Origin of the sequence: Burkholderia sp. ABCPW 111, assembly GCF_000773065.1 — a bacterium.
Taxonomy (GTDB): domain Bacteria; phylum Pseudomonadota; class Gammaproteobacteria; order Burkholderiales; family Burkholderiaceae; genus Burkholderia; species Burkholderia savannae.
This window is the reverse complement of the sequence record NZ_JPWT01000077.1, coordinates 35,895-60,451: the sequence shown is the minus strand read 5'-3', so window position 1 is coordinate 60,451 and position 24,557 is coordinate 35,895. Positions and strand designations below refer to the sequence as shown.

Sequence of the window (24,557 nt, the reverse complement as noted above, 5' to 3'; positions counted from 1 at the left end):
CTAATCATGTGCATGGGCGTTCCCTCCAGAAATCAATCGCAACATGCCGGCTTCCGCAAAGTGGATGATGTTCGGGTGCAGTGATTTCGGTATCTCGTTCAAAAGCTTGCCCAGGGAGAAGATATCTCGAGAAGCTTCGCTCAATCGAATGGTTCGACCATTGAGCTGATTGATGGCTACGCGTCCGATCCCGGGGGCGTCGGCAACGATGCAGGTGGGTTCGATCATATAGCGGACCGGAGGAGATGCCGGGAACTCCTGGTCAGTCTCGATGAACCCATGTCGATATAGTGCGACCAATAGCGTGGCCGCTTCATGCACTGCGCCATTGATTTCCATGCTCGGCAGCGCGCCCACTGTTGTCCCTTCCGCGAGCGCGTGAATGTCTTCATGGCGAAACCCTCCAAACGCCTGCGCACTTGCAACCACGACAAGCGATGATCGAATCCCCCGCGCACCGACAAGCCGAGGCGTATTGCGAGTAATGCGCGCTGACTTGGACCATCTGACCGAGCGGTCCGGAGCCAGGCATTCAGGACAGGTTGCGAGCGGGTTTCGCAATTCCGGCGGCATCGACTTGCTGAGCGTGTAGCTGCCATTTCCGTCAGCCTGGTCGCCCTGGAGATATTCGGCGAGCTGCCAGGCATATCCCCCCGTACCCTGATAGAAGTTGGGTCGAATCGGATCTGTTCTCATGGTGGTTCAAGCCGATTTCAGTATGACAATTGCCGTTGCCATGCCCACGGCCGTCCCGTCCTGCACTTCGGATGCGATCACTTTTTCGACCGTGAGGCCGCTGGCCTCCGCGATGGGGACGAGTGTCGACGGCGTCCACATCCGGTCTCGAAGATCGCATACGACTCCTTCGATATTCCCGTTTTCATTCCGTCCCGATTGCGCAAAGACCGATCGATGCATGATCAGCTTGTCGCTGTCGTATTTGTAGGCCCACCAGATGAGCGCGGCTTCCCCGTTGCTGCGCCGAAACGGCACTACTGTGCATCGTTTGTCCATGAACGAAAGACGCTCGGGCGTTCCGTCACCGAATACGGCGACCATGATCCTCGATCCGGCGTCGCGCAACCGTGCCTTCGCGCTGCGCAACAGCACTTCGAGCTTATCGTCGTCCAGAATGAAATTGACGGTCGCATCGCCAAACGTCACGACGTCGAAGCGTCGTTGTGTGATCAGCGTCGGCAGATCAAATATGTCGCCCTGGAGCGCGTGAACGTGGCTGTGATTGATGGACGCATTGAAGCGATCGATGGCGACCGGAGAGATGTCGATGCCAAAGCTCTCCTTCAGCGAGAATTTTTCAGCGAGGTGCAGGAGCAGCCGGCCATCGCCGCAGCCTAGATCGAGAATATTGTATCCATCCCGGACAATGGATTCCGCGGCGGAAAAATCCCATGTCGCACGGACGGTCGTCAATTCGTATTCGTCGAATAACGGCTCGTCGAAATAGTAATGGCTGACTCTGAGATCCGCTATGCCCGATGTCACGATGCGATCCAAAGGGGCTTGCAGTTTGATTGATTTCGTATCGTTTGGCTTCGATCCGAAGCGCCCTATACCATCCATCACTACGCTCCTTTTGTAACCATGCTTGGTCGGTTTTTGACATTCCACGCGAAGCCGCATGCGCCGATGATCGCCGTTGCGATTCCAACAGCCACGAGAGCCGTGCTCACGTGTGCCGTGCTGATCATGCCGGCGCTCAGGAAGCCGAGAAATACCGAAGTCTGGATGCAAAATATATAGGCCGGCATTAGGTTGACACGCCGCTGCGGATCAATCGCCTTCATCATGAAACTTGCCGTGAGCGTGTTCTGGATGCCGTTTGCCGATCCGATCAGAAACGTGGCGCACATGATGATCCATGCCGCGTCGCTCAATGCGAGCCATAAAATGCCGAAGCCGATAATACTGGCGGCAATCGAGGCGCCGGCGGCATCGCCGAATCTCGCCAACATCCCGGAAAAAACCACGGGACCGACGATCAGCCCCACACTCAACGCGCTGATAACGAATCCGTAGATCTCGGCACTGAACTGCAGCTCGGTGCGAATTCGAAATATCAACAGCACATTGAGCGTGGATGTCAGCACGACCGTCATCAACAACGGGGCGACCGCACGGATCACGCCGGCTGTGCGAAAGAGATCGGGCAGGTCGAGTCGCCCCTTCTGCTTTTCCTGCGTGGGCGCCCGATCCGATTTTTGACTGGAAGAATCCAGCATCTTGAAACACAGCGCGGTGACAGGCGCGGCGACCAACACCAACAGTGCCAGCAGCAGCAGCCCCCGCGAACGCTGGGCCATGCCGTACAGCAGCCCGCCGAGAGCCGGGCCGCCCACGTAACCCATGTTCCGCACCGATTGCGTAATCCGGTTGACGCGATCGATGTGCCGCTCGTTGTTTGTGTAGCTTGGAATGGCGACCATGATTGCCGCCCACTGAAGGGACCCCGTGGACCCGAGCGCCATTGACACGACGACATAGCTCCAGAATTGATTGGCCAAGGACGCGGCCGCGATCAGAACCGACTGAAGAAGAAATACCGCGGGAATCGTTTTGCGAGGCCCGATCCGCCGGAGGATCATGGGTGCGATTGGGCCGGAAAGAATGCCTCCGATGAGACCGGCGGCGAGCAATATCGATACCGAGGAAGTGTTGTCGGCCAGTCTCAGGGCAAAGGTCACTTGCGCTGCTTCGTCGGCGAAGCTGCCAAACGACAGGGAGATACAAATAAAAACGAGCGCCCATCGACCTCCGATGCCCATCAAAGCGCTCCCCACCGCGCCAGCGATGCGGCGACACTCAGGAGATCGTCGTTAAGCAGCCTGTCTTTCCCGCTCGATAAATCCAAAATGTTCACTTGCTGACCGGCGGACAGGCAATTCAGAAAGTCATGCAATGCGTGGCTGTATCTGAAGCTGCCGCAGTGACCGTTGGCCGCGACCAGGACCTCCCCCTCCTGCAATATTGGCATCCAGTGCAGGGTGCTGACGGCGTTGAGGGCGATGACATCGTCCAGTTCTTCGACTTCGACGATTGGACGGCCGACATTCAGGCGGCTGCTGGTGTCCGAGATGAGTTGAGAAATCATCATGCGTCTTTTCAGAGACGCGCCGTCAAGCAAGGCCTTCAGGGATGAAAGCAGAAGCTCATCATCAGGGTTCAGGCTCGCGATGCCTGAGGAGCGCACATCATGGCGGGTACGATTGGGCGCCCGCAGCAGGCCCTTCACGTAGTTCGCGTTTTGCTGAGAATCGTTGCCGGTTTCCCAAAAAGCGATATTCACGTTAACTGAAACGTCGGATTTTGTTTCGGCAACGTGAAGCCAGTCCTCAGGGAAATAGGTTACTCGGTTCGTCTTGTTCTCAAGCGGAATGCCTTCGGACTTGAATGATTCATAGTCTGGAAATCGCACGCCAACGAGATCCGAGCGGGTTCCGGGCCAGGTAAACATCGTTTTCCCATCGCGCAAGGTGAACCCGAAATTGTGCGCATGATCCACATGGATTCCGATATAGGTGGATGAATATCGCCCGATAAAGCAGTCAATATCGACGCGGCCGCCAGGCCGATAGCCTATTGACAAGGCGAGTTGGTCAGAAAAGGCTTTTGCGACATCCCAGATGATGGGGCTTGCCGCATGCAGCCCGTAGTACATGACCGTCCATTCGTCGTCGCCGGCAAGACACCCGATTCTCGATACATAATCCTCGAGCGTGTTATCGGTGGGAAGCACAAGGAAATCGGAGCGCGGCTCCGACGTGCGCTTTCCGTTGAAAGCGGTTATGACTTCCGACTGAGCGTTGCGCGATCGAATGTCGTTCGCGCACACCGCATATTCCTTGAGCGCACCCAGCACATCTCTATCATTGAATGGGATATGCGATATGGCCAGCTCCGTCGCTTGCTTACCCCATAATTCTTTCACAAATTGCGGCGACAACAATGCGACCATATTCGATTCTCCGTTCAGAGAAGCATGGACAAGTGAGCAAGAGGCCAAGGCCCCTTGCTCAAGAGGCGGATTCAGCAATGCATGAGCATTACCGCGCCGTTCAGACAGCCTCGGCGACAGCCATTACTTCTTCGTCGTTACGCTGCGCATACTTGACATTGGCCACAACCGGCTCTACCTCGACGTCATTGCGCTGTGCGTATTTCACATTCGCTACAACCGGCGCTACCTCGGCGTCGTTACGCTGCGCGTATTTGACGTTGGCTACGATCGGCTCGACCTCGCCAGCGGTCAATTCATGAATTCTCGTTATGTTTTCCAAGGAAATCGCCATATTGATGCTCCTTTTTAACGAAACTGAATTTAGGGCAGGTGACGCGTGCTTCCTCGTTTTTCAATTGAGAGGCTACACGCAGCTTCACATTGCATTATATGTAATCGGTGTGTCAAGCATTTGTAATGCTGATAAATCAGTGGATGCTCTAGGAATGTGCTGCATAAATCGCTTCCCCAGTGTCGCGGTTCATTGAAATCAATGCTTTACGCAAACCTCACTAAGAAATTTCCGATATATGCGGAGTTTCATTTGGGGGATCGAGATTCGGACGTTTCCGTACTACAAGGGCTTCCCTGTCGAGTCGCCACATGGGTCGGACGCAAATACATGCCGCGTGGTATCGCGTAAGACAGTGGCCAAAGCCCCGCGGCTTGCCGGCCAGTGCGGCTCCAGAATTGCGCCTCACTCGGCCTCGCCGTTATCGAAGAAGCGGTACGCCACCGTCGTCTTGCTCCAGCCCGACCCGTCTGAGGCACGCCAGCCGTCGGCTTGGCCGCCGATCGTTCCGTCAATGTCCTCGCTCGCTTGTTCAGGCGCGCTTCACCAGGAGCGAGGTCAGCAAATTTGGTTTCTGCTTTCAGGGCCAAGACGTTCACGCAACAAGCGGGAGTAAACGCAGCGTGCCGAAAGTTTACGGGCCCCGGTTTATCTCATTGTCCGACGACGGTTTGTTCCGGCCTGCGGGGTGCGGTTGGCAGACTTGCGTATAAGGTAAGGCGATGGGTCGGAGTCCAAGCGGACGCAGCAAACTCTTGGCTGCTCGTCACGTCAAGCAACGAGCTGATTGATGTTCACAATGTGGAACGACGCATTTTTCTGGGATTCCGGCGTTGAACCTGCTTTGGGTGTCACATCGCGCTTTGTGATACCCGTCGTGCATAAAACAGTACCTTGCATTGACCGATACCGGCTGCTATAGTCCGCCCATGTTCACGGCGCGCCGCATAACGGACCGCGGCAGAACATAACAGGGTACCTTGCAACGCACACTACGCCGGCGGAATGGAATGAAGACCCAGTTGAAGAAAGGCACGCTCGACATGTGCGTGCTCGCCGTGCTGGCGCGGCGCGACAGCTACGCGTACGAGCTCGTGTCGACCCTCGCCGAAACGATGGAGATCAGCGAAGGCACGATCTATCCGCTGATGCGGCGCTTGCAGGCCGAGGCGTGGGTCACGACCTACCTCGTCGAATCGACGTCGGGGCCGCCGCGCAAGTACTACTCGATCACCGACGCCGGGCGCGCGAGCCTGCGGCAGATGGAGGACGAGTGGCGAAGTTTCGTCGACGAAGTCAACGGTGTGCTGGCGCTGCACCGCACGCCGGCGCACGGAGAGGAGCGGCAATGAAGCAGGACGCATTCATCCAGCGGTTGCGGCAGGCGCTCGACAGCCTGCCGAAGCGGGAAGTCGACGAGATCGTCGCCGATTACCGCGAATACATCGGCGACGCGCTCGCGGCCGGGCGCGCGGAGGAAGACGTGATCGCCGCGCTCGGCGATCCGGAGAAACTCGCCCGAGAGCTGAAGGCGCAGGCGAACTTCCGGCAATGGGAGGAGCGGCGCTCGTTCGGCAATCTGATGCGCGTCGTCGGCTCGATCGCCGGGCTCGGGCTGCTGCACGTGATCCTGCTCGTGCCGTTCCTGCTGTACATGCTCGTGCTGACGACGGGCTACGTGTTCTTCGGCGCGCTGACGGTGGCGGGCCTCGTCACGCTCGTCGCGTTCGGCAGCCATTACGTGTTCGGCACGCCTGTGCCGGGCGTGCTGCCGTTCGGCGGCGGCGCGGGGCAGGCCGACGTCGCGGGCGCCGCGGCCGGCAAGGGCGCGCCGGGCGGCAAGCAGGCGCAAGGCGGCAAGATCGAGAAGGATGCGCAAAGCGCGAGCGCCGCGGCCGCCGATGCGCTGAACGACGCGAAGGAGCTGCGCGTCGACGGCGAGCGCTACGTGCTCGACCTGCACGACGGCAGCCGCGTGTCGATCGTCACGCGCAAGGGCGTGATAGACGCGCGCAAGCAGGACGGCAAGCTGTCGATCGACGCGATGGGCGACGGCGCGCGCGAGCTGCTCGCGGCGGGCAAGGACGACACGCTCAGCATCGCGCGCGCCGACGTGATCGCGCTCGATCTGAAGAGCGCGAGCGGCGATCAGATGACGGTCGCGAACACGGGGGCGTCGGCGCCGGGCCTGAACGTTCCGGGCATCGCGGGCGGCAACGTGCAGATGACGCCGGACGGCCACGGCGGCATGCACCTGTCGGTGACGAACGGCGAGAACTCGGTGTCGATCGTCGGCGGCCGGATCACTGTCGACAACGGCAAGCAGCACGTCAGCGTCGCCGCGCCGACGGGATTCGCGCTCGGCGGCATCGCGTTCGGCTACGGGCTCGCGATGCTGCCGGTCGGGATCGTCGGGCTGCTCGTGTGCATCTGGCTCACGCGGGTCACATGGCGCGCGCTCGTGCGATACGTGCGGCGGCGGATCGATGCGGTGTCGGCGAAGCTCGAGCGGGAGCGGGTGAGCTGAGGCTCGGCGATTCGGTCAGGCCGTGGCTGTGGAAATGACAAGGGCGTTCGGCCGGGTTTCGAGCGCCCTTTTTTGTCCCCTGAAGAAATCGGTGCTCGGAGACTTCGAGCGGTTGTGAAAAAGTGCCGCCTGCAGGGATGCTCGCCGGCTGTGCGGCGATGGGCGTTCGACGGATTCGGGATGCTCGCCGCTTCGCATAAGCGCTCGGCGGCGGCGCATCTTTTTCTGTACCGTCGGACATATGGATTACCGTCTGTGTTTTTGTATTTTGTTTGTATACATATGTAGTAATAGTCAATAAAGGCTGTGGTCTTCTGTGGATAAGCGCCAAGATGCCTTTCGCATCAATGCCCTGTCGATCGGCCAACCATCTGTACAGGCAATGAATTGTCGCGCACCGTGAAGAACAACTTTTGAGGTGCACAGTCCGAGTGGTGGTTTATCCCCAAATTGTCCACTGGTTGCGGGCAGGCTTTCTCGTTCGGATTGAAGCCGTTCTGTGTGCTGCATCGAATGCGGTGGCGTCTGGCCTATCGCTCACTTGCATTGCAGAAAAACGCGACGGTTCGATAGCTCGGATCGTGACGCGGCATCTGCTTCGTCGCATCGACGGCGGGAGAACGTGAGCGAGCAAGACGGCGAGCGCGGCGAGCGGTACCGGCTTGATGAACGCCGCAACTCGGTCGTCCGACGTCGAACGACGTGCGAGAGCCCGCGATGCGGGAGCCGGGACACCGCGCCGTGTAATGAGCGGCATCAGGAACGAGCCGCCGCCGGCGCCGTGCCGTACTTTATTACCACGACGCGCCGCCGGGCCCGCAAGTTTCATCCCACGGCGGACGCTCGTCATCCGACGCGGGGCCGAAGCTCGAAAAACTCAGGCCGCCGGCGGCTTTCCGCTGACGGCCTTCATCACCTGCCAATACGACGGCGGCTGCGCCACGCAGCCGCGCTCGCGCAGCATCCGGTGCATCTTCGGCAGCCGGAAGTACGGCACCGACGCCATCAGGTGATGCTCGACGTGGTAGTTCACGCGAATCGGCGCGACGGTCGCGCGCGCGAGCCAGCCGGCGTGCGTCGTGCGCGTGTTGCGCAGCGGATCGTCGCCCGTTTCGAGGCACGCATGCTCGGCCATCGAACGGATGCGGATGAACAGCGGAAACGGCGTCACGTACGCGAGCACCCACACGCCGTACAGCCACGGATGGCCGCTCGCCCACAGCGCGCCGAGCAGGATGCCGTTCGTGATCAGCATGCCGGCCGCGGCGCGGAAGAACGCGAGCGCATAGTCCCGCCAGCGGCGGCCTGCCTGCGGCACGCGCCGGATGTCGTTCGTCAGCGACCACTCGAGCACGCCCGCGTCCATCAGCGCGCGGCCGATCAGGAACTTGACGCCCGTCACGCCGGAAACGTCGCGCAGGAACTTGCGCGCGAGCGACGCGCGCGTCGTCGGCAGGCCCGCGACGAGCGACAGATCCGGATCGGCGCTCGACGACGTCGTCGCGTGGTGAGTCAGGTGATACGGGCGGTACTTGCGCAGCTCGTTCCAGATCGGGCGCGCGCACAGCCAGTCGACGAGCACATCGTTCGCCCAGCGCGTGCGAAACAGCGTGCCGTGCGCGGCGTCGTGCTGGAGGATGCCGAGACAGAGCTGGCGTCCGGCGAGAATCGTCATGCCGACCGCGAGCGCCAGCGCGAAGCCCCACGGCGGGAAATGCGCGCGCGCGTAGGCGAGGCCCGCGAACGCGAGCGCGATCACCGCCCACGTCGAGCCGACCGCCCATGCGCCGCGCCGGTTCGAGCGTGCGGTCAGCGAACGGATCTCGTCGCGGGTGAAGAGGTCGCGGATGCGGATTCTGTCGGTCATGTCGATGTCTCCCCCAATGCGTCGCGCTAGTGCAGATGGCCGGCCACGGCGGCGCGCGCCGCGCCCGGCGCGGACGGATGCTCGCTGTCGAGGAGCGCGCGCCAGACCCGGTGGCCTGCCGCGACGTAGCGCCGCGCGCATTCGATGAACGCGGCGCGCGCGGCGACGTCGACGAACGGCTCGGGCAGCAGCGGATCGAACACGACTTGCCGGATCGCCTTGCCGCCGAGCAGGAACGCCTCGCGCGCGGCGACGTCGAGATCGAGCTCCGGTGCGCGCGCGAGCCAGTCTTCGAGCTGCGCGCCGAGCGTGCGATATGTATCCGACAGCGCCTCGCCGTCCCACAGCGCGCGGATGCGCGCTTCCTGCTCGGCGTCGAAGCCCATTGCGACGAACACCGCCGCCGACGGCTCGACGCCGAGCTTCGTCAGCCGCCGGCGCACGGCGTCGACGTTGCCTTCGACGTTGTCCGGGCGCATGTACAGGCTCTTGTCCCATTCGCGGAAGCCGAGCATCTCGAGCGCGCGCTCGCGGCGCGCGAGCGCGGTGCGATCGACGCGTCCGAGCGAGATGCACGACACCATCAGATACGCGCCGCTCCAGCGGCGCAGCCGCGATTCGACGGTGCGCCACGCGGTCAGCTCCTCGGAGAGCTCGACGGCCGACGGCCCGAGCCGGTAGCTGCCGCGCTCGGCGCCTTCGACGAGCGACTCGGCCGCGAGCCGCGCGAGCGCGACGCGCACGCTGTTCTCGGTGAGGCCGAACAGCCGGCACGCGATGATCGCTTCGCGCACCTGCAGCGGCTCGCCGTCCTTCGCGACCAGCAAATCGAGGATCAGATGTTTCGCGGTGGGTTGCGTCATGGGGAGATTTCTTGGTCGGAAAGCGAAAGGTGATTACTTAGAATTCATTTATATAGATTTTCTTGTAATGTTTCAAGTGAATTGACGAGGGAGGCGGCGGCGAACGAGGGGGGCGGCATCGCAGTCGCGTTTGTCTTCGCCACGATGCCGGAGTCGGCCTGAGCCTTGTGGGGCGGGAAAGAGCGGCGATCGTGCAGTGCGGAATGAATGGCGAGCCGACGCCGTTCACACGCCGCGACGCTGCGGCGAAAGGTGAGGCGTTCGCGGGTGAAGGTGAGAACGGCGCCGGGCGGCGTGCCGTTGCGTACCGAGCCGCGCGCTCGCTATCCGATCGTACGGACGGCGGGAAAAGGCCGACAAAAGGGAGGACGAAAGGCAGACAAAAGGGAGGATAAAAGGCGGACTAACGGCAGGCGAACGATGCCGCGGCGAGCTCTCGCGTCGCCGGCTGCGTGCGACGCGGCGTGTCGATTCGACGGCAAAGCGCAACGGCTCGGCGGCAGGCGATGCGTGCCGATCCGTCTTGAGCCGTAAGCGGGCGAGCGTTGCCCACCGCGCGGGAGCGGGCGACGAACGCGGCCGGCGCGCGTCTGCGCGTTCGAACCCGCGGCGATGCCGGCGTGCCGCCGCGCGTCTTGCACATTCAGCGCGTTGGGACGCCGCATCGCGTGCCCCGCCGGTCTTTCGGCTTCTTTCGGCTTGTTTGGCGCTCTCATTGTTCGAGTCGGCCCCTTTTTAGCCTCTTTTCAGCTCCTTTGGTTCTTTGGGTCCTTTTGCCCCTTTTGCCTCTTCCTGCAGCGCGCCCGCCGCCCGACTCCCGATCTCAGTCGCCCGCGTTCGTCCCGCCCGCCCCCGAAACCGCGCCCGCACCACCGCCCGCCGCCGCCGCCCGCCGCGCATCCGGCCGATGCCGATGCCGATACTGAATCGGGCTGCACCCATGCCCGGCCAGGAACGCATGGCTCAGCGCGCTCGCGCTCGCGAAGCCGCATTCGTCGGCGATGTGATCGAGCGTCATCCGGCTCGTGCGCAGCAGGAACGCGGCGAGCTCGACGCGCAGCACGGCGACGTAGCGCCGCAGCGTCAACCCGGTCGCGGCTGCGAAGCGGCGCGACAGCGTGCGCTCGCTCATCGCCGCGCGCACGGCGAGCTCGGCGAGCGTCGGCGGATGCGCGAGCGCGCGCTCGACGATGTCCTGCACCGCGAGCACCGGCCCGTCGCCGTGCCGCTTGTATTGCGCGGCCCACACGGCCATGTGCTCGTACGACGGCAGCGACTGCGTGAGCGCGACCCGCAGCAGCCGCTGCGACACGCCCGCGCCGAAGCAGTAGTCGATCACGTACGCGCAAGCGTCGACAGCCGGATTGATCCCGCTTACGGTGATGAGCCGCCCGTCGACGATGAGCGGCGCCGACGGCATGTAGCGCACCGCCGGAAAATGCCGCGCGAACAGCGTGCGCTCGCTCGGCAGCCCGGTCGCGCCGCGCCCGTCGAGCAGGCCGGCCTTCGCGATCAGCGGCGCCGCGTTGAGCCCGACGACGAGCGCGCCCGCCGCGTAGCGGCGCTTGAGCCAGTCGATGAAGACGCGCTCTACCGCGTCGATCTGCTCGTCCGGCATGAACTGCGCGGGAACGATCACGACTTCGTGCGCGTCGGGCTCGCGCAGCGCGCCCGTCGCCGGCACGTCGATGCCGCCGATCGTCCGCACCGGCCGGCCGTCGTGCGACAGGATCGCGATGTCGAACAGCCGGCTGTTGACGACGTCGAGGCTGCGCGCCCTCATCGTGCCGGCGAGCAGCAGCATTTCCTGCGTGAGGAAAACGTAGCCGCCCAACAGCCGCGGCGGCAGAAGGATCGCGACACCGGGCCGGCCAGCGCCGCGCAGCTGTTTTTTCATGTCAAGAAAATGGCGTTTCGAATCAACGCAGATTGTCGCGGACTTGCTCAAATACCGCAAACAGCAGGCGCCGACGCCGGCCGCCGAGCGATTCCCTCATTGGAGACGCCATGATTCCACGCACCATCTTCGCCGAAGAGCACGAGCAGTTCCGCGAGTCCGTCCGCCGATTCATCGAGTCTGAAGTGATGCCGCACCACGAGCGCTGGGAAGATCAGGGCTACGTCGACCGCGACGTGTGGACGAAGGCGGCCAAGGCCGGCTACCACTGCGCGAGCATGCCGGAGGCATACGGCGGCGCGGGCGCGGACATCCGCTACAGCGTGGTGCTGTTCGAGGAGATCGCGCGCGCGGGCGCGTCGGGGCTCGGCTTCGGGCTGCATTCGGAGATCGTCGCGCCGTACATCCTCCATTACGGCAGCGACGCGCTGAAGGCGCGCTATCTGCCGAAGCTCGCGAGCGCCGAGATGATCGGCGCGATCGCGATGACCGAGCCCGGCGCGGGCTCCGACCTGCAAGGCGTGCGCACGAGCGCGGTGCGCGAAGGCGACCACTACGTGCTCAACGGCTCGAAGATCTTCATCACGAACGGCTGGCACGCGGACGTCGTGATCGTCGTCGCGCGCACGACGCCCGAAGGCGGCTCGAAGGGCACGAGCCTGTTCGTCGTCGACACGGGCATGCCGGGCTTCAGCAAGGGCAAGCGGCTGAAGAAGGTCGGCATGAAGGCGCAGGACACGTCCGAGCTGTTTTTCGACGGCGTGCGCGTGCCGGCCGGCAACCTGCTCGGCGAAGAGAACCGCGGCTTCGTCTACCTGATGCAGGAGCTGCCGTGGGAGCGGCTGCAGATCGCGATCAGCGCGATCGCAGCGGCCGAGGCGGCGCTTTCGTGGACGCTCGACTACACGCGCGAGCGGCGCGCGTTCGGCCGCGCGGTGATCGACTTCCAGACGAGCCGCCACGCGCTCGCCGAGCTCAAGAGCGAGATCCAGATCGGGCGCGTGTTCGTCGACAAGTGCATCGAGCTGCAACTCGCGGGCAAGCTTGATGCGGCGACGGCGTCGATGGCGAAGTACTGGACGACCGAGCTGCAATTCAAGGTGATCGACCGCTGCGTGCAGCTGCACGGCGGCTACGGCTACATGTGGGAATACCCGATCGCGCGCGCGTGGGCCGATTCGCGCGTGCAGCAGATTTACGGCGGCACCAATGAAATCATGAAGGAGCTGATCGCGCGCACGCTGTGACGTGCGCGGCCGGCGCGCGCAGGCCGCGCGGCCCGGCACAGCCGCGCGTCGCGGTGCGGGCGGGGCGGTGCTTCGGCTTCTCGGTCGGCGCATTGGACGATGAGGGCGCGTGGGGGGCTGAGGCGCTGGGGCACTGGAGGCACTGGAGGCGCTTGGGGCGTGCCGGACGTTCGGCACGCATCCGCAGCGTCGATCGTGTCGGACAAGCGATCGAACGGAGTTCGGCACGGCGCGGCGGCGGGCAGCGGTTCGGCCGGTTTTCCGCGCGGCATGAGCATCGGTTTGTCGAACGGTTCGCCGGACGGCTCGCCAAGCGTCAGGCCGCATGACTCGCCGGCGTTCGCCGAGGAATTGCCGAATGGCTCGCCGAGCCGCCCGAGGTCGGTTTGTTTGTCGAAGAGCCGATCCGCCCGCCCGAACGCCGGCTTGGCTGCCCGACCGCCCGACCGCCCGACCAAAACCGTCGGCCCGCAAGACCCGATCGGCGAGATCAGCAAGACCCGACGAGAACGACTTGGCCGGCAGTGCGACGCGACCGCCCCGGCCGCCTCGACCACCGTCCGAATGCAGCTCTGACCGGCCGTCCTGACAGGCCGTCCTGACAGGCCGTCCCTATCAACCCAAGGAACGATCGATGGAAGCCTACATCTTCGACGCCGTGCGCACGCCGCGCGGCAAAGGCAAGAAGGACGGCAGCCTGCACGGCGTCACGCCGCTGCGGCTCGCCGACACCGCGTTGCGCGCGATTCGCGACCGCAACGCACTCGACACGAGCCTCGTCGACGACGTCGTGCTCGGCTGCGTCGAGCCCGTCGGCGAGCAGGGCGCGTGCATCGGCCGCATCGCCGTGCTCGCGGCCGGCTACGCGCAGACGACGGCCGGCGTGCAGATCAACCGCTTCTGCGCGTCGGGCCTCGAAGCGTGCAACGTGGCCGCCGCGCAGGTGATGTCCGGCCAGTCGGACATGGCGATCGGCGGCGGCGTCGAGAGCATGTCGCGCGTGCCGATGGGCTCGAGCGGCGGCGCGTGGCCGGTCGATCCGGCGATCGCGATTCCGAGCTACTTCGTGCCGCAGGGCGTGTCGGCGGACACGATCGCGACGAAGTGGGGCTACAGCCGCGCCGACGTCGACGCATACGCGGTCGAAAGCCACCGCCGCGCGCATGCGGCGACGCAGGCCGGCTGGTTCGCGCGCTCGATCGTGCCGGTGCGCGACGACAACGGCCTGACGATTCTCGATCGAGACGAGACGATCCGCCCGCAGACGACGCTCGACACGCTCGCGGCGCTCAAGCCGTCGTTCGCCGAACTGGGCGAGATGTACGGCTTCGACGCGGTGATCCGCCAGCGCTATCCGGAGCTCGAGCGCATCGAGCACGTGCATCACGCGGGCAACAGCTCGGGGATCGTCGACGGCGCGGCGGCCGTGCTGATCGGCACGCTGGAGGCGGGCAAGCGCGCGGGCCTCGCGCCGCGCGCGCGGATTCGCTCGTTCGCGAGCATCGGCTCGGAGCCGTCGATCATGCTGACGGGGCCGAGCTACGCGGCCGAGAAGGCGCTCAAGCGCGCCGGCATGCGCGCGGCCGACATCGATTTGTACGAGCTGAACGAAGCGTTCGCGTCGGTCGTGCTGCGCTTCATGGACGTGATGGCGATTTCGCACGACAGGATCAACGTGAACGGCGGCGCGATCGCGATGGGCCATCCGCTCGGCGCGACGGGCGCGATGATCCTCGGCACGCTGCTCGACGAACTCGAGCGGCGCGGCGCGGCCACGGGCCTCGCGACACTGTGCGTGGGCGCCGGCATGGGCACGGCGACCATCATCGAACGGATTTGACGGGGGACCACCATGATCGATTACACGCTCGATGACGACGGCATCGCGACCCTCACGTGGAACCTGCCCGAGCGCAGCCAGAACGTGCTGAACGGCGAGAGCTGCGAGGCGTTCTTCGCGGCGGCGGCGCGCGCGCTTCAGGACGCGGCGGCGAAGGGGATACTCGTCACGTCGGCGAAGCCCGATTTCATCGCGGGCGGCGACCTCGAATGGCTGCAGGCGAGCAACGACGCGGCAACGCTCTTCGAGCGCACGTGCGAGCTGCACCGCGCGTTGCGCGCGCTCGAGACGGGCGGCAAGCCGGTGGCGATCGCGATGCCGGGCTCGGCGCTCGGCGGCGGCTTGGAGATCGCGCTCGCGGGCCATTATCGCGTCGCGGCCGACAATCCGAAAGCGCGCTTCGGGCTGCCGGAAGTGACGCTCGGCCTGTTGCCGGGCGGCGGCGGCACGCAGCGCCTGCCGCGCCTCGTCGGCGTCCAGGCGTCGCTGCCGCTCCTGCTCGAAGGCAAGCGGCTGAAGGCGGCCGATGCGCTGAAGGCCGGCATCCTGCACGCGGTCGTGCCGGCGGGCGAGGAGAGCGCCGCCGCGCGCGCGTGGCTGCTCGACGCGAGCCGCCGCACCGCGACGCAGCCGTGGGACGCGAAGGGCTTCAGGATTCCGGGCGGCGCGCTCACGCACCCGTCCGTCCAGCAGGTGTTCATGGCGGCGAACGCGCTCGCGCGACAGAAGACATACGGCAACTATCCGGCCGTCGCGAGCATCCTGTCGTGCGTGTACGAAGGGCTGCTGACGGATCTCGACACGGGCCTGAAGACGGAAGCGCGCTATTTCGTGAAGGCGGTGCTGTCGCCGGAAGCGAAGGCGATGATCCGCACGCTGTTCTTCGGGATGAACGAAGCGAACAAGCTCGCCGCGCGGCCGGCGGGCGTGCCGACGCAGCGCTACCGGAAGATCGGCGTGCTCGGCGCGGGCATGATGGGCGCGGGCGTCGCGTACGTGAGCGCGAAGGCGGGGCTCGACGTCGTGCTGATCGACACGAGCGACGAAGCGGCCGCGCGCGGCAAGGACTACTCGCGCAAGCTCGTCGACAAGCAGGTGCAGCGCGGCCGGCTCGCGCAGGAGAAGGCCGACGCGCTCGTCGCGAAGATCACGCCGACGACCGACTTCGCGCGGCTCGACGGCGCGGAGCTCGTGATCGAGGCGGTGTTCGAGGATCGCGCGATCAAGGCCGACGTCACGCGCAAGAGCGAAGCCGTGCTCGCGCCCGACGCCCTCTTCGCGTCGAACACGTCGACGCTGCCGATCTCGGGGTTGGCGCAGGCGAGCGCGCGGCCGGCGAACTTCATCGGCCTGCATTTCTTCTCGCCCGTCGACAAGATGCCGCTCGTCGAAGTGATCGTCGGGCGCGAAACGAGCCAGCAGACGCTTGCGCGCGCGCTCGATTATGTGAAGGCGATCGGCATGACGCCGATCGTCGTCAACGATTCGCGCGGCTTCTACACGAGCCGCGTGTTCTCGACGTACGTGCTCGAAGGGCTCGCGATGCTCGCCGAGGGCGTCGCGCCCGCGCTGATCGAGAGCGCCGGGCTGCTCGCCGGGATGCCGGTCGGGCCGCTTGCGTTGACCGACGAGGTGTCGAGCGAGCTGATCCACAAGATCACGAAGCAGACGCGCGCCGATCTCGGCGACGCGTACGTCGCGCGCCCCGGCGAGGACGTGGCCGCGCGGATGGTCGAGCTCGGCCGGCTCGGCCGCAAGGCGGGGCGCGGCTATTACGACTATCCGGCGAACGGCGGCAAGAAGGCGTTGTGGCCGGGGCTCGCGAGCGAGTTTCCGGCCGCGGCCGAGCAGCCCGACGTGAAGACGCTGATCGAGCGGCTCGTGACGGTGCAGGCGGTCGAGACCGCACGCTGCCTCGTGGAGCGCGTGCTGACGACGGCTCGCGACGCGGACGTCGGCGCGATCCTCGGCTGGGGCTTCCCGGCGTTTCGCGGCGGGCCGGTGTCGCATATCCACGGCGTCGGGGTGGACGCGTTCGTCGCGACGTGCGATCGTCTTGCGGCGCAGTACGGCGCGCGCTTCGCCGTGCCGACGCTGTTGCGCGAGATGGCGGCGCAGGGGCAGAGCTTCTACTGAGCGGGGCGTGTCGAAGCGTGCGGTGATCGGGGTGCGCCGGGCTTCGCGCCGCGTGCGCGATCGCGTTGTGCGCCGCGCGCGGCGAGGCGCGTGATGCGGCGTCGTAACGCATCGCGTCGTGGCGCGTCGTATCGCGGGCATCGCAGGCATCGCGTCGCGTCAGTCGAGTCGGTTGCGTCAGTTGCGTCAGTTGTGTCGTAACGCATCGCGCACGCATTGCGCGGAATCGACGCGGGGCGAGCGACGTGACATTGCGTGACGCCGTGTGACGCCGCCGAACCGCGATCGGCGCCGCCACCGACGCACCGCGATTCGGCATCGCACCGAACCGGGCGCATCGAACTTCACGGGAGCGGGCATGGGCCCTTTGCACGGAATCCGAATCGTCGAAATCGCCGGAATCGGCCCCGCGCCGTTCTGCGGAATGCTGCTCGCCGACATGGGCGCCGACGTGATCCTCGTCGAGCGCACGGCCGGCCGCGACGGCGATCCGCTCGATCTCGGCCGTCGCGCGATCTTCAATCGCGGCAAGCGCTCGCTTTCGCTCGACCTCAAGCAGCCGGCGGCGGCCGATGCGGTGCTGCGGCTCGTCAAAGGCGCCGACGCGCTGATCGAAGGGATGCGCCCCGGCGTGATGGAGCGGCTCGGGCTCGGCCCCGATGCATGCTTCGCGCGCAATCCGAGGCTCGTGTACGGTCGGATGACGGGCTGGGGGCAAGACGGCCCGCTCGCGCACGCGGCGGGCCACGACATCAACTACATCGGCCTGTCCGGCGCGCTGTGGTATGCGGGGCGGCCGGGCGACGCGCCGCTTGCGCCGCCGACGCTCGTCGGCGATCTTGGCGGCGGCGCGCTGTATCTCGCGATGGGCGTGCTCGCGGGCATCCTGGACGCGCGCCTGCGCGGCAAGGGCCAGATCGTCGATGCGGCGATCGTCGACGGCAGCGCGAATCTGATGAACCTGCTGCTGTCGATTCACGCGGCGGGATTCATGCCGATGGCGCGCGGCCAGGGCTTGCTCGACGGCCCGCACTGGTACGGCAGCTATCGCTGCGCGTGCGGCGGCTACGTGAGCGTCGGCGCGCTCGAGCCGCAGTTCCACGCGCTGCTGCTGGACAAGCTCGATCTCGCCGACGACGAGGATTTCCGCAATCCGTACGATGCGAGCCGCTGGCCGCGGCTGCGCGAACGGCTCGCGGACCTCTTCGCGAGCCGGCCGCGCGCGCATTGGGTCGAATTGCTGGAGGGCACCGACGTGTGCTTCGCGCCCGTGCTGAGCCCGGTCGAGGCGAAGGCGCATCCGCATCTCGCCGCGCGCGGCGTTTATGCGGAACGCGACGGCGTGCTGCAGGCGGCGCCGGCGCCGCGGTTTTCCGGCTCGCCGGCCGCGCAGCCGGGCGCGGTGCCGCGACGCGGCGCGGACAGCGCCGCGATCCTGCGTGAAGCGGGCTTCGCGGACGACGAGATCGCGGCGCTCGTCGCGAAGGGCTGAGCGGGCCGGGCGCGGCATCGCGTGCCGGCCGATCGGCGGGCGGCGGCGCGCGGCGCGCGATTCGACGCCGCGCGGCGCGCGCTCACGTTCACTTCCCGCCGGTCGTCGGCAGCGGATTCCATTGCCTGAGCGCGCGTTCCTTCGCCGGGCCGTTCTTTGCGAGCCACGCGCTGACTTCGTTGCCGACCGCGTGCCCATATTCGCGATGCGAGTAGATCGCGGCCGCGCCCGCGCCGTCGACGAGCGCGATGCGCGTGAACACCGCTTCGATGAAATCGCGCGTCGGGAACACCACCGAGATGAAGTATTCGGCCGGCTTGCCGGGCGCGGCCGGCACCGCGTCGACCTTCAGAACCATCGCGCGGTTCTGCTTGTAGAGCCCGAGCACCGAGTTCGCGATCGCCGCGAGCCCGTCACCCGTCGTCGCTTCCGGATAGCGCACGAGCGTGATCATGCTGCGCCACGTCAACAGATCTTCCTCGCCCTTCGGCGTGTATTCGAGCCGATTGCTCGCGGCGTCGCGCCGGAAGAAATCGACGCCGTCGAACGACAGCGTCTTGCCGGCGGGTGCGGCGTGCGCGACAGATGCAGTGGATGCAATGGATGCGGCGAGCGTCAGCGCGAGCCAGGCCCGGATGATGCGCATGGAGTGGTCCTCGGATTGGATGGAAGCGCCGGCGGCCGTCTTCGGCGCGGCCGCATACCTGGACTGTAGCCGAATTGCTTGCGTCGTGACGCGTGGCGCACCGCCCATCGAGGATGCGCGCGGGCGAGACGCACGGCATCCGGCGCCCGGACCTATCGCCCGGATTCTCCGTCGACACGCCGCATGACCGCCGCCACCAGGCGATCGCAATCGCCGCCGCCGAATTCGAACACGTCGTGCTCGACGAGGCCGATCTCGCGCGCCAGCGCGTCGCGCAGCAGGCGCTTCGCGCGGAAATGGCGGCTGCGCACGGTCGCCTCCGGAATGCCGAGGCAGTGCGCGGTTTCGTCGACGCTCAGTTCCTCGACCGAGCGCAGCACGAACACGATCCGAAACGCGTACGGCAACCGCTCGAGCTTCTGTTCGAGCAAACCGCGCAGCTCGGCGCGCGCCGCGGCCCGATACGACGGATCGGGATCGTGCGCGCACATCGCGTCGATTTCGGATTCGGCGTTCATATCGACGATCGGAACGACACGTTGACGGCGCGCATGCCGGCGCAGACGCGCGAAGCATTCGTTGAGCACGAGCCGCGCGAGCCACGTGAAGAGCGCGGCTTCGCCGCGAAACTCGCCGATCGCGCGGTATGCGGACAGATACGCGTCCTGCAGCGCGTCTTGCGCGTCCGCGTTGGAGTGCAGCGTCGCGCGCGCGATGCGAAAGAGGCGCCAGTTGTGGCGCCGCATCAACAGTTCGAAGGCGGACTGATCGCCCGCGGCGATGCGGCGTGCGAGCAATCGTTCGTCATCCGCATCGTTTTGCGCGAACGCCGTCGCGGAATTCGTCATCTCGATCGCCTCGTGTTGGCGGGCCGCATCAGCGGACGATCAGCGTGGCCCGCATCGTCGGATGAAGCCGGCATTGGTATGGATAATCGCCGCGCCTGTCGGCGACGTAGCGCCACCGTTCGCCCGGCGCGATGTTGCGCGAATAGAACGCGTCCGACATCGCGCTCGCGGTGTGCGCAACGAGATCCTTGTTCACCCATTCGACGCGATCGCCGCGATGCACGGTCAACGTCTGCGGAATGAAGCGCATGCCCTCGATCACGACGACGTGCGTGCCGGGCGACGCGGCTTCGCCGGTCGCCGCGGGAACCGCACCCGCGAGCAGCGCGCCCGCGAGCGCGAGCCCGGCCGCGGTTGCGCTGCGCGACGGACGAGCCGGGCGGGCATGCCGGCGCTCAGCCACCGCTCTTTCCCAGCGCGGCTTGCAAGTGCTTCGCGTGATCCAGGTGCGCGACGAACACCGGCCGCGCCCTGACGAGCAGCGCCTTCAGCTCGTCGTTCTTCGCGTTCGGGATCAGCGTCTTGTCGAGCGCGTCCAGCACCGTTTCATGGTAGGCCACTTCATGCGCGACGTACGCGCTGTCGAACGCGGCGCCGTGCAGTGTCTTCAGATTCGCGAGGTTCTCGTCGCCGCCCTGCTTGAGGCTGCGGCTCGTCGCGTTTTCTTCCGGCGCGACGTTCAGTTTGTGCAGCAGATCGGCGGCGGCCTGATTGACGCTGCCGTGATCCGCGACCATGCGCTGCGCGAACGCCTTCACGTCCTTCGATGCGGATCGCGATTCGGCGAGCTTGCCGGCGTCGATGTCGACCTGATTGGCCGTCGCGACGATCGCCGCGATCTGCGGATCGGTCGGCCCCGCGCCCTGCGCGCAGGCGGCGCCGCTCGTGAGCGCGAGCGTCAGCGCGCCGAGCCATCCTCTCGTGATGATCTTCATGCGAGTTCTCCCAAGTGACGGACAGGCGGCGTGCGGAAACGGGCCTCGATGCGGCCGGCGCTGCCGTGCGCCGTGAGGACATAGATGTCGCGTGTCGCCGTCGCGTTCCGGCGCAGCGGAAGCGATGCGGCTCGCACGGCGCTGCCCCCGGCGGACGCGACGCGCCGGCGGCGTTTCGTACGCCCGATGCGCTAGTGCCGCAGCATGCCGCCCGACATGCCGCCGCCATGCGACAGCCCGTGATGAAAACCGCTGCCCATCGGCGGGCCGATGTGACCCGGCGTCATCGGATGAAAATGGTGGAACCGGTGGAAGTGGTGGAAGCGATCGACGAATACGAAGGTCGTGCCGCCGACGACGAAGAAAGGCGTGCCCCAGTACCACGGATCGGAAAACGGGTAGTCGGCGATCGGATACCACAGCACGCTGCCGTCGTCGCTCTCGATGAGCCGCCAGGTGCCGTCGCTTTGCAGGCATGCGCGGCCGACGACTTGCTGCATCGTGCCGTCGATTTCCGCTTGTCCGGTGATCGCCCGGCAGCGAGACGTGTCGATCGACGTGGTGGTTCCGTCATAGGCTTGTGCGCATGCGCAGACGGACACGCTCGCGCACATCAGCGCGGTTGCGAAACGAATCAGCTTGTTCATGATAGGGCTCTGAATGGACACCCCGAAATATCGGCGCGGCGCGATGGCCGGCGTCGTCCTGCATGCCGTCCTTTTTCGATGTCGACGAGCGCATGCCGCGCGCGCGGAGCACCGCTTTCGCGAAACGTCTGACGCTCGACTTGTAAACGAACGGACGTGCCGCGCTATTCCATGATGCGCGCGACAAGCGAGTGCGTGGGACGATCGGCGGCATGGCGTGCCGTGAACGAGCCGTTTCCTTGCGTCCGGCGAGCGCGTTGAGGCGTCGCATTGCGCCGATCGCGCCGATCGCGCAGCGCCGCGCGCGGCCGCGATCGATCGGCGCGGCGTGCAAATTGCACTGAGATGCAAGAAATTTGTTCAATTGTCGCGACGGTTGATCGTTTTCGGCATCTGCCCGACAATCCGGTTCGCCTGGCTGGTTGTGTCAATTCGAATTCCGCTTAAAAAGACCGAGGGAACCATGCCTTACGTCTCCGCCACTTATTCGAGCAACGCCGAGGCGCCGGTCGGCCGCTGGACTTGCGCGCCGAGCTCGGCGCTCACGCCGTTCGACCAAGCGCCGGCCGGCAGCGTCACGTCCGGCGTCGATCTTTGCGGGCAATGCGTGTCCTATGTGAAACGCGTGTGCCCGACGCTGCCGCTCACCGTGCAATGGCGCAAGGGCGCGGCGGTGAAGGGGAATGCGACGATCGTCGCCGGCACCGTGATCGCGACGTTCAACGCGGCCGGCAAATACGACGGCCACGCGGCCATCTACGTGAGCCAGTCGAAGGACGGCGGCGTCCTGGTCTACGACCAGTTCGTGACGCCGCCCACGCCGCAACCGGTTCAGCAGCGGCGCCTGCGCTGGGGCGCGCACGGCCGGTCGAACAACGGAGACAACTTCCATGTCGTGGAGTAAGGCAGCCTGCGCATTGGTCGCGGCGGCGTTTTTCGGCTGTGCGGGCGCGTCCGGCACGACGGGCGCAACCGGCGCGAGCGCGGAAGTCTGCCCGGTGCGGCAGCAAAGCCCGCTGCATTACGTCGACGTGTTCGACGGCGCGCCGAGCGATCTCGCGACGCTGGTTCCCGACGACGCCAGCGAGCGCAACGGCCACTGGGCGCTGGGCTACGTGTACGACGCTGGCCGTTACGTGACGATCCGCTGCAAGTACGCGGACGGCGAGACGCGGGACGTCAAGCTCGCCGGCCGCGTGAATCGCTGCGATTACCGGATCGACGGCAAGAAGGCGTTGCGGGTGACGTGCAAGTGACCGCCGCGTGAGGCGCGATGGCGCGCCGCGCGTTCGATGCGTTCTTGCGTGCGATGCGCGCGGCGTCCGACGAGCCGCGACGCAATTGATCCTCGAGCGGTGCGCGCTTTTCTTCGTCCGTTTTCCATTCTGCCGATCGATGCGGATTGCGTCGGGCGGCGGCGTCGCCTGCCGCACGTCGCGCGCTTACGCCGCGAATTCGGCTTCGAGCGAATTAACGGAAACCTGTCCTTGCGTCGCGATCGGCTCGTCAAATCCTCGTTCATCGGGCGCATGCGACACGGCGCGTCGCCGAGGCTGTCCGGGTGCCTGACGACAGCACGCGATGCTTGAACCCGCGAACCGGCAGGCGGCGTGTGTGCGGCGCGCCGTCGATGGGTCCGTCGATGGAGGCGCGTGGCCGACAGCGAGCACGCGTCGCGCTCGGAGGCGAACGCATCGAGCGAAAGCCGGACGCCCATCGGGCGCCGCCCGTCAGATCCGCTCTTCGAGCGCATGTGCGACGCCCGCTTCGCCAACGCTGCCCGCGCGCGCACCGACCGCATGGTAGAAGCCGCATACCGATTCGCGGCGCTCAAGCAGTGCGCCGTCGGCACGCTGGCCGGCCGACAACGAGCACGCGTTACGCGCTCGCGGGCAACCGCATCGCACGAAAGCCACGCGCCCGTCGCGCCCGCCGTCAGATCTGCGCATCGAGCGCACGCGCGACGGCCGCCTCGCCCACGCTGTCCGCCCGCCCGACGACCGCATAGTTGAACCCGCGCACCGATCCGTAGCGCGCGAGCAGCGTGCCGTCGGCACGCTCGCCGGCCGCGAGCAAGCGATTCGCCGATTCGGGCGGCCGCACGTAGAAGCTCAGCGTGCGCCCGGCCGCATCCTCGTACAGCACCATCGCGGCCGCGCCGCGCTCGGTCGCGAAAAGACGCCCGCCGACGGGCGCGAAGCCCGCGCCGCTCAGGTCCGGCAACCGGACCGACGCGCCGACCTCGCGCGCGACCCACGCCTGCAACTCGCCCGGCCGCTTCTGCACGACGTCGACGCGCGCGCTGCGATCGACGACCATCAGCTTGTACGCGGCGACGGCGTCGCTCATCGGCGCGGCGGGCGTGCTGCGCCAGCCGTGCGCCTGCCAGCCGCCCATCGCGCCGAGCCCGACGCACAGCACGAGCGACGCCGCCACCGCGAGCCGCGCGCGCGCCCGTTCGGCGCGGCGCGCGCGCAGCGCGGCGGGATCGAGCGTCGCAGTCGGCGCGGGCAGCGCGGCCGAATCGAGCGCCGCGCGCAGTTGCTGCGCATCCTGCCGCCAGCGGAGCATTTGCGCCGCGCGCGCCGGATGCAGCGCGAGCCAGCGCTCGACGGCCGCGCGCGCATCGGCGTCGAGCCGGCCGTCGACATAGGCGTGAAGATCGTGTTCGTCGGGCGGAATGTTCATTTCATCAAACGCAGCGAAGGAGCGGAAATCTCGCCGTCGCCGAGCGCGCGCAATGCGTGCCGCGCGCGCGACAGCCGCGACATCACGGTGCCGATCGGAATGTCGAGCAGCTCGGCGACTTCCTGATAGCTGAATCCCTCGACGGCGACGAGCAGCAGCAGGCTGCGCTGCTCCGTCGGCAGCCGGCCGAACGCGTCGAGCATCGATCGCGCGATCGCGTGATCCTCGGCCGACGGCCATTGCGGCTCGTCGTCGTCCCTGATCCGGCCGAGCAGCCACGCGTAGCGCTTCGCGCGGCGCGTCGCATCGACGAACTGCCGGTACAGGATCGTGAAGAGCCAGCTGCGCAGCGCCGAATCGTCGCGCCGCGTCGACCAGCGCGACAGCGCACGCTCGAGCGTCGACTGCACGAGATCGTCGGCGCTGTGGACGTCGCGGGTCAGCCAGAGCGCGAAGCGGCGCAGTCGCGGCAGCAGTTCGTGCAGTTGGTCGTCGAGATCGGCGGGGGGCATGGGCGGGGCGGATGCCGGCGTCGGAGTGGATTCAAAGCGTCAGACGCCCGGTCGCCCGAGTTTATTCCACGCATGCGCGAAAAAATTCCTCGTGGAATAAACCGG

Annotated in this window: 26 protein-coding genes; 9 read left to right on the top strand and 17 right to left on the bottom strand. The window is 66.2% G+C overall.

Translation table 11 applies throughout. From position 1 onward, the window contains the following. From X946_RS36315 to X946_RS17480, 5 genes are all read right to left on the bottom strand, one after another. Positions 1-696: a hypothetical protein gene (locus X946_RS36315; protein ID WP_226383084.1), complete on the bottom strand. Its 696-nt coding sequence runs from the start codon at positions 694-696 to the stop codon at positions 1-3. 6 nt (positions 697-702) lie between these two features. Next, entirely contained in the window at positions 703-1,581 is an 879-nt protein-coding gene (locus X946_RS17495; protein ID WP_231752892.1) for a class I SAM-dependent methyltransferase, read from the bottom strand. Positions 1,582-1,583: 2 nt separating this feature from the next. Further along, the gene (locus X946_RS17490; protein ID WP_038749963.1) at positions 1,584-2,783 is read right to left on the bottom strand and encodes an MFS transporter; all 1,200 of its coding nucleotides are present in this window, start codon (positions 2,781-2,783) and stop codon (positions 1,584-1,586) included. Beyond that, a complete protein-coding gene (locus X946_RS17485; protein ID WP_038749960.1) occupies positions 2,783-3,973 on the bottom strand; it encodes a hypothetical protein in 1,191 nt (396 codons plus the stop codon). The genes X946_RS17490 and X946_RS17485 overlap by 1 nt, the downstream gene beginning before the upstream one ends. A 100-nt stretch (positions 3,974-4,073) precedes the next feature. After that, complete coding sequence (locus tag X946_RS17480; protein WP_038749958.1) at positions 4,074-4,307, bottom strand: hypothetical protein; 234 nt, start codon at positions 4,305-4,307, stop codon at positions 4,074-4,076. A gap of 1,010 nt (positions 4,308-5,317) precedes the next feature. Between X946_RS17480 and X946_RS17475 the strand changes: the two genes are divergently transcribed. Together X946_RS17475 and X946_RS17470 are read left to right on the top strand one after the other, a co-directional pair. Next, positions 5,318-5,659 carry a PadR family transcriptional regulator gene (locus tag X946_RS17475; RefSeq protein WP_038749955.1) on the top strand — a complete coding sequence of 114 codons (342 nt, stop codon included), beginning with the start codon at positions 5,318-5,320 and terminating at the stop codon, positions 5,657-5,659. After that, positions 5,656-6,834, top strand: coding sequence for a DUF1700 domain-containing protein (locus X946_RS17470; protein WP_038749953.1), 1,179 nt, complete (start codon positions 5,656-5,658; stop codon positions 6,832-6,834). The genes X946_RS17475 and X946_RS17470 overlap by 4 nt, the downstream gene beginning before the upstream one ends. An 877-nt stretch (positions 6,835-7,711) precedes the next feature. Here X946_RS17470 and X946_RS17465 read toward each other — a convergent pair. From X946_RS17465 to X946_RS17455, 3 genes are all read right to left on the bottom strand, one after another. Continuing rightward, a complete protein-coding gene (locus X946_RS17465) occupies positions 7,712-8,701 on the bottom strand; it encodes a fatty acid desaturase family protein (protein WP_038749951.1) in 990 nt (329 codons plus the stop codon). Positions 8,702-8,727: 26 nt separating this feature from the next. After that, on the bottom strand, positions 8,728-9,564 hold the full coding sequence (locus X946_RS17460) for a PaaX family transcriptional regulator C-terminal domain-containing protein (protein ID WP_038749948.1): 837 nt from the start codon (positions 9,562-9,564) through the stop codon (positions 8,728-8,730). Positions 9,565-10,387: 823 nt separating this feature from the next. Then, complete coding sequence (locus tag X946_RS17455; protein WP_038749945.1) at positions 10,388-11,461, bottom strand: GlxA family transcriptional regulator; 1,074 nt, start codon at positions 11,459-11,461, stop codon at positions 10,388-10,390. Positions 11,462-11,571: 110 nt separating this feature from the next. Here X946_RS17455 and X946_RS17450 point away from each other — a divergent pair, with 110 nt between their 5' ends. The 5 genes from X946_RS17450 (at position 11,572) to X946_RS17435 (ending at position 18,176) form a co-directional block, all read left to right on the top strand. Then, on the top strand, positions 11,572-12,708 hold the full coding sequence (locus X946_RS17450) for an acyl-CoA dehydrogenase family protein (protein ID WP_038749943.1): 1,137 nt from the start codon (positions 11,572-11,574) through the stop codon (positions 12,706-12,708). Positions 12,709-12,903: 195 nt separating this feature from the next. Continuing rightward, positions 12,904-13,284: a hypothetical protein gene (locus tag X946_RS34035; RefSeq protein ID WP_152611734.1), complete on the top strand. Its 381-nt coding sequence runs from the start codon at positions 12,904-12,906 to the stop codon at positions 13,282-13,284. 58 nt (positions 13,285-13,342) lie between these two features. After that, positions 13,343-14,548, top strand: a complete 1,206-nt coding sequence (locus tag X946_RS17445) for an acetyl-CoA C-acetyltransferase (RefSeq protein ID WP_038749940.1) — start codon at positions 13,343-13,345, stop codon at positions 14,546-14,548. 12 nt (positions 14,549-14,560) lie between these two features. Next, positions 14,561-16,684, top strand: a complete 2,124-nt coding sequence (locus tag X946_RS17440; protein WP_038749937.1) for a 3-hydroxyacyl-CoA dehydrogenase NAD-binding domain-containing protein — start codon at positions 14,561-14,563, stop codon at positions 16,682-16,684. A 358-nt stretch (positions 16,685-17,042) separates the two neighbouring features. Beyond that, positions 17,043-18,176, top strand: coding sequence for a CaiB/BaiF CoA transferase family protein (locus tag X946_RS17435; RefSeq protein ID WP_038750217.1), 1,134 nt, complete (start codon positions 17,043-17,045; stop codon positions 18,174-18,176). 88 nt (positions 18,177-18,264) lie between these two features. Here X946_RS17435 and X946_RS17430 read toward each other — a convergent pair whose 3' ends face one another. From X946_RS17430 to X946_RS34030, 6 genes are all read right to left on the bottom strand, one after another. Next, entirely contained in the window at positions 18,265-18,822 is a 558-nt protein-coding gene (locus X946_RS17430) for a hypothetical protein (protein WP_038749936.1), read from the bottom strand. 152 nt (positions 18,823-18,974) lie between these two features. Continuing rightward, positions 18,975-19,670: an RNA polymerase sigma factor gene (locus X946_RS17425; protein WP_038749934.1), complete on the bottom strand. Its 696-nt coding sequence runs from the start codon at positions 19,668-19,670 to the stop codon at positions 18,975-18,977. Between the two features lie 28 nt (positions 19,671-19,698). Then, a complete protein-coding gene (locus X946_RS17420) occupies positions 19,699-20,073 on the bottom strand; it encodes a cupredoxin domain-containing protein (RefSeq protein WP_081989711.1) in 375 nt (124 codons plus the stop codon). Then, positions 20,066-20,605: a DUF4142 domain-containing protein gene (locus tag X946_RS17415; RefSeq protein WP_038749931.1), complete on the bottom strand. Its 540-nt coding sequence runs from the start codon at positions 20,603-20,605 to the stop codon at positions 20,066-20,068. Before X946_RS17415 ends, X946_RS17420 begins: the two co-directional genes overlap by 8 nt. Before the next feature lie 191 nt (positions 20,606-20,796). Beyond that, positions 20,797-21,252: a hypothetical protein gene (locus X946_RS17410; RefSeq protein ID WP_038749928.1), complete on the bottom strand. Its 456-nt coding sequence runs from the start codon at positions 21,250-21,252 to the stop codon at positions 20,797-20,799. After that, on the bottom strand, positions 21,176-21,616 hold the full coding sequence (locus tag X946_RS34030; RefSeq protein WP_152611733.1) for a hypothetical protein: 441 nt from the start codon (positions 21,614-21,616) through the stop codon (positions 21,176-21,178). The genes X946_RS17410 and X946_RS34030 overlap by 77 nt, the downstream gene beginning before the upstream one ends. Positions 21,617-21,715: 99 nt before the next feature. Here X946_RS34030 and X946_RS17405 point away from each other — a divergent pair, with 99 nt between their 5' ends. Further along, complete coding sequence (locus X946_RS17405; RefSeq protein ID WP_038749926.1) at positions 21,716-22,156, top strand: BPSL0067 family protein; 441 nt, start codon at positions 21,716-21,718, stop codon at positions 22,154-22,156. Then, a complete protein-coding gene (locus X946_RS17400) occupies positions 22,143-22,508 on the top strand; it encodes an STY0301 family protein (protein WP_038749923.1) in 366 nt (121 codons plus the stop codon). The genes X946_RS17405 and X946_RS17400 overlap by 14 nt, the downstream gene beginning before the upstream one ends. Before the next feature lie 474 nt (positions 22,509-22,982). On the opposite strand, the gene X946_RS35170 is transcribed toward X946_RS17400, so the two are convergent. The 3 genes from X946_RS35170 to X946_RS17390 form a co-directional block, all read right to left on the bottom strand. Continuing rightward, positions 22,983-23,120: a hypothetical protein gene (locus X946_RS35170; RefSeq protein ID WP_161788672.1), complete on the bottom strand. Its 138-nt coding sequence runs from the start codon at positions 23,118-23,120 to the stop codon at positions 22,983-22,985. 67 nt (positions 23,121-23,187) lie between these two features. Then, on the bottom strand, positions 23,188-23,940 hold the full coding sequence (locus X946_RS17395; RefSeq protein WP_038749920.1) for an anti-sigma factor family protein: 753 nt from the start codon (positions 23,938-23,940) through the stop codon (positions 23,188-23,190). After that, the gene (locus X946_RS17390) at positions 23,937-24,452 is read right to left on the bottom strand and encodes a sigma-70 family RNA polymerase sigma factor (RefSeq protein ID WP_038749917.1); all 516 of its coding nucleotides are present in this window, start codon (positions 24,450-24,452) and stop codon (positions 23,937-23,939) included. Before X946_RS17390 ends, X946_RS17395 begins: the two co-directional genes overlap by 4 nt. Positions 24,453-24,557 lie beyond the last annotated feature (105 nt).

Excerpts from the sequence above, each read along its gene's own strand:
- X946_RS17395 (WP_038749920.1), bottom strand. The coding sequence starts at position 23,940 with ATGAACATTCCGCCCGACGAACACGATCTTCACGCCTATGTCGACGGC.
- X946_RS17455 (WP_038749945.1), bottom strand. The coding sequence starts at position 11,461 with ATGAAAAAACAGCTGCGCGGCGCTGGCCGGCCCGGTGTCGCGATCCTT.
- X946_RS17400 (WP_038749923.1), top strand. The coding sequence starts at position 22,143 with ATGTCGTGGAGTAAGGCAGCCTGCGCATTGGTCGCGGCGGCGTTTTTC.
- X946_RS17435 (WP_038750217.1), top strand. The coding sequence starts at position 17,043 with ATGGGCCCTTTGCACGGAATCCGAATCGTCGAAATCGCCGGAATCGGC.
- X946_RS17485 (WP_038749960.1), bottom strand. The coding sequence starts at position 3,973 with ATGGTCGCATTGTTGTCGCCGCAATTTGTGAAAGAATTATGGGGTAAG.
- X946_RS17460 (WP_038749948.1), bottom strand. The coding sequence starts at position 9,564 with ATGACGCAACCCACCGCGAAACATCTGATCCTCGATTTGCTGGTCGCG.
- X946_RS17450 (WP_038749943.1), top strand. The coding sequence starts at position 11,572 with ATGATTCCACGCACCATCTTCGCCGAAGAGCACGAGCAGTTCCGCGAG.
- X946_RS17440 (WP_038749937.1), top strand. The coding sequence starts at position 14,561 with ATGATCGATTACACGCTCGATGACGACGGCATCGCGACCCTCACGTGG.
- X946_RS17430 (WP_038749936.1), bottom strand. The coding sequence starts at position 18,822 with ATGCGCATCATCCGGGCCTGGCTCGCGCTGACGCTCGCCGCATCCATT.
- X946_RS17445 (WP_038749940.1), top strand. The coding sequence starts at position 13,343 with ATGGAAGCCTACATCTTCGACGCCGTGCGCACGCCGCGCGGCAAAGGC.
- X946_RS17495 (WP_231752892.1), bottom strand. The coding sequence starts at position 1,581 with ATGGATGGTATAGGGCGCTTCGGATCGAAGCCAAACGATACGAAATCA.
- X946_RS36315 (WP_226383084.1), bottom strand. The coding sequence starts at position 696 with ATGAGAACAGATCCGATTCGACCCAACTTCTATCAGGGTACGGGGGGA.
- X946_RS17425 (WP_038749934.1), bottom strand. The coding sequence starts at position 19,670 with ATGACGAATTCCGCGACGGCGTTCGCGCAAAACGATGCGGATGACGAA.
- X946_RS17390 (WP_038749917.1), bottom strand. The coding sequence starts at position 24,452 with ATGCCCCCCGCCGATCTCGACGACCAACTGCACGAACTGCTGCCGCGA.
- X946_RS17480 (WP_038749958.1), bottom strand. The coding sequence starts at position 4,307 with ATGGCGATTTCCTTGGAAAACATAACGAGAATTCATGAATTGACCGCT.
- X946_RS17415 (WP_038749931.1), bottom strand. The coding sequence starts at position 20,605 with ATGAAGATCATCACGAGAGGATGGCTCGGCGCGCTGACGCTCGCGCTC.
- X946_RS17475 (WP_038749955.1), top strand. The coding sequence starts at position 5,318 with ATGAAGACCCAGTTGAAGAAAGGCACGCTCGACATGTGCGTGCTCGCC.
- X946_RS17490 (WP_038749963.1), bottom strand. The coding sequence starts at position 2,783 with ATGGGCATCGGAGGTCGATGGGCGCTCGTTTTTATTTGTATCTCCCTG.
- X946_RS17465 (WP_038749951.1), bottom strand. The coding sequence starts at position 8,701 with ATGACCGACAGAATCCGCATCCGCGACCTCTTCACCCGCGACGAGATC.
- X946_RS17405 (WP_038749926.1), top strand. The coding sequence starts at position 21,716 with ATGCCTTACGTCTCCGCCACTTATTCGAGCAACGCCGAGGCGCCGGTC.
- X946_RS17470 (WP_038749953.1), top strand. The coding sequence starts at position 5,656 with ATGAAGCAGGACGCATTCATCCAGCGGTTGCGGCAGGCGCTCGACAGC.
- X946_RS17410 (WP_038749928.1), bottom strand. The coding sequence starts at position 21,252 with ATGAACAAGCTGATTCGTTTCGCAACCGCGCTGATGTGCGCGAGCGTG.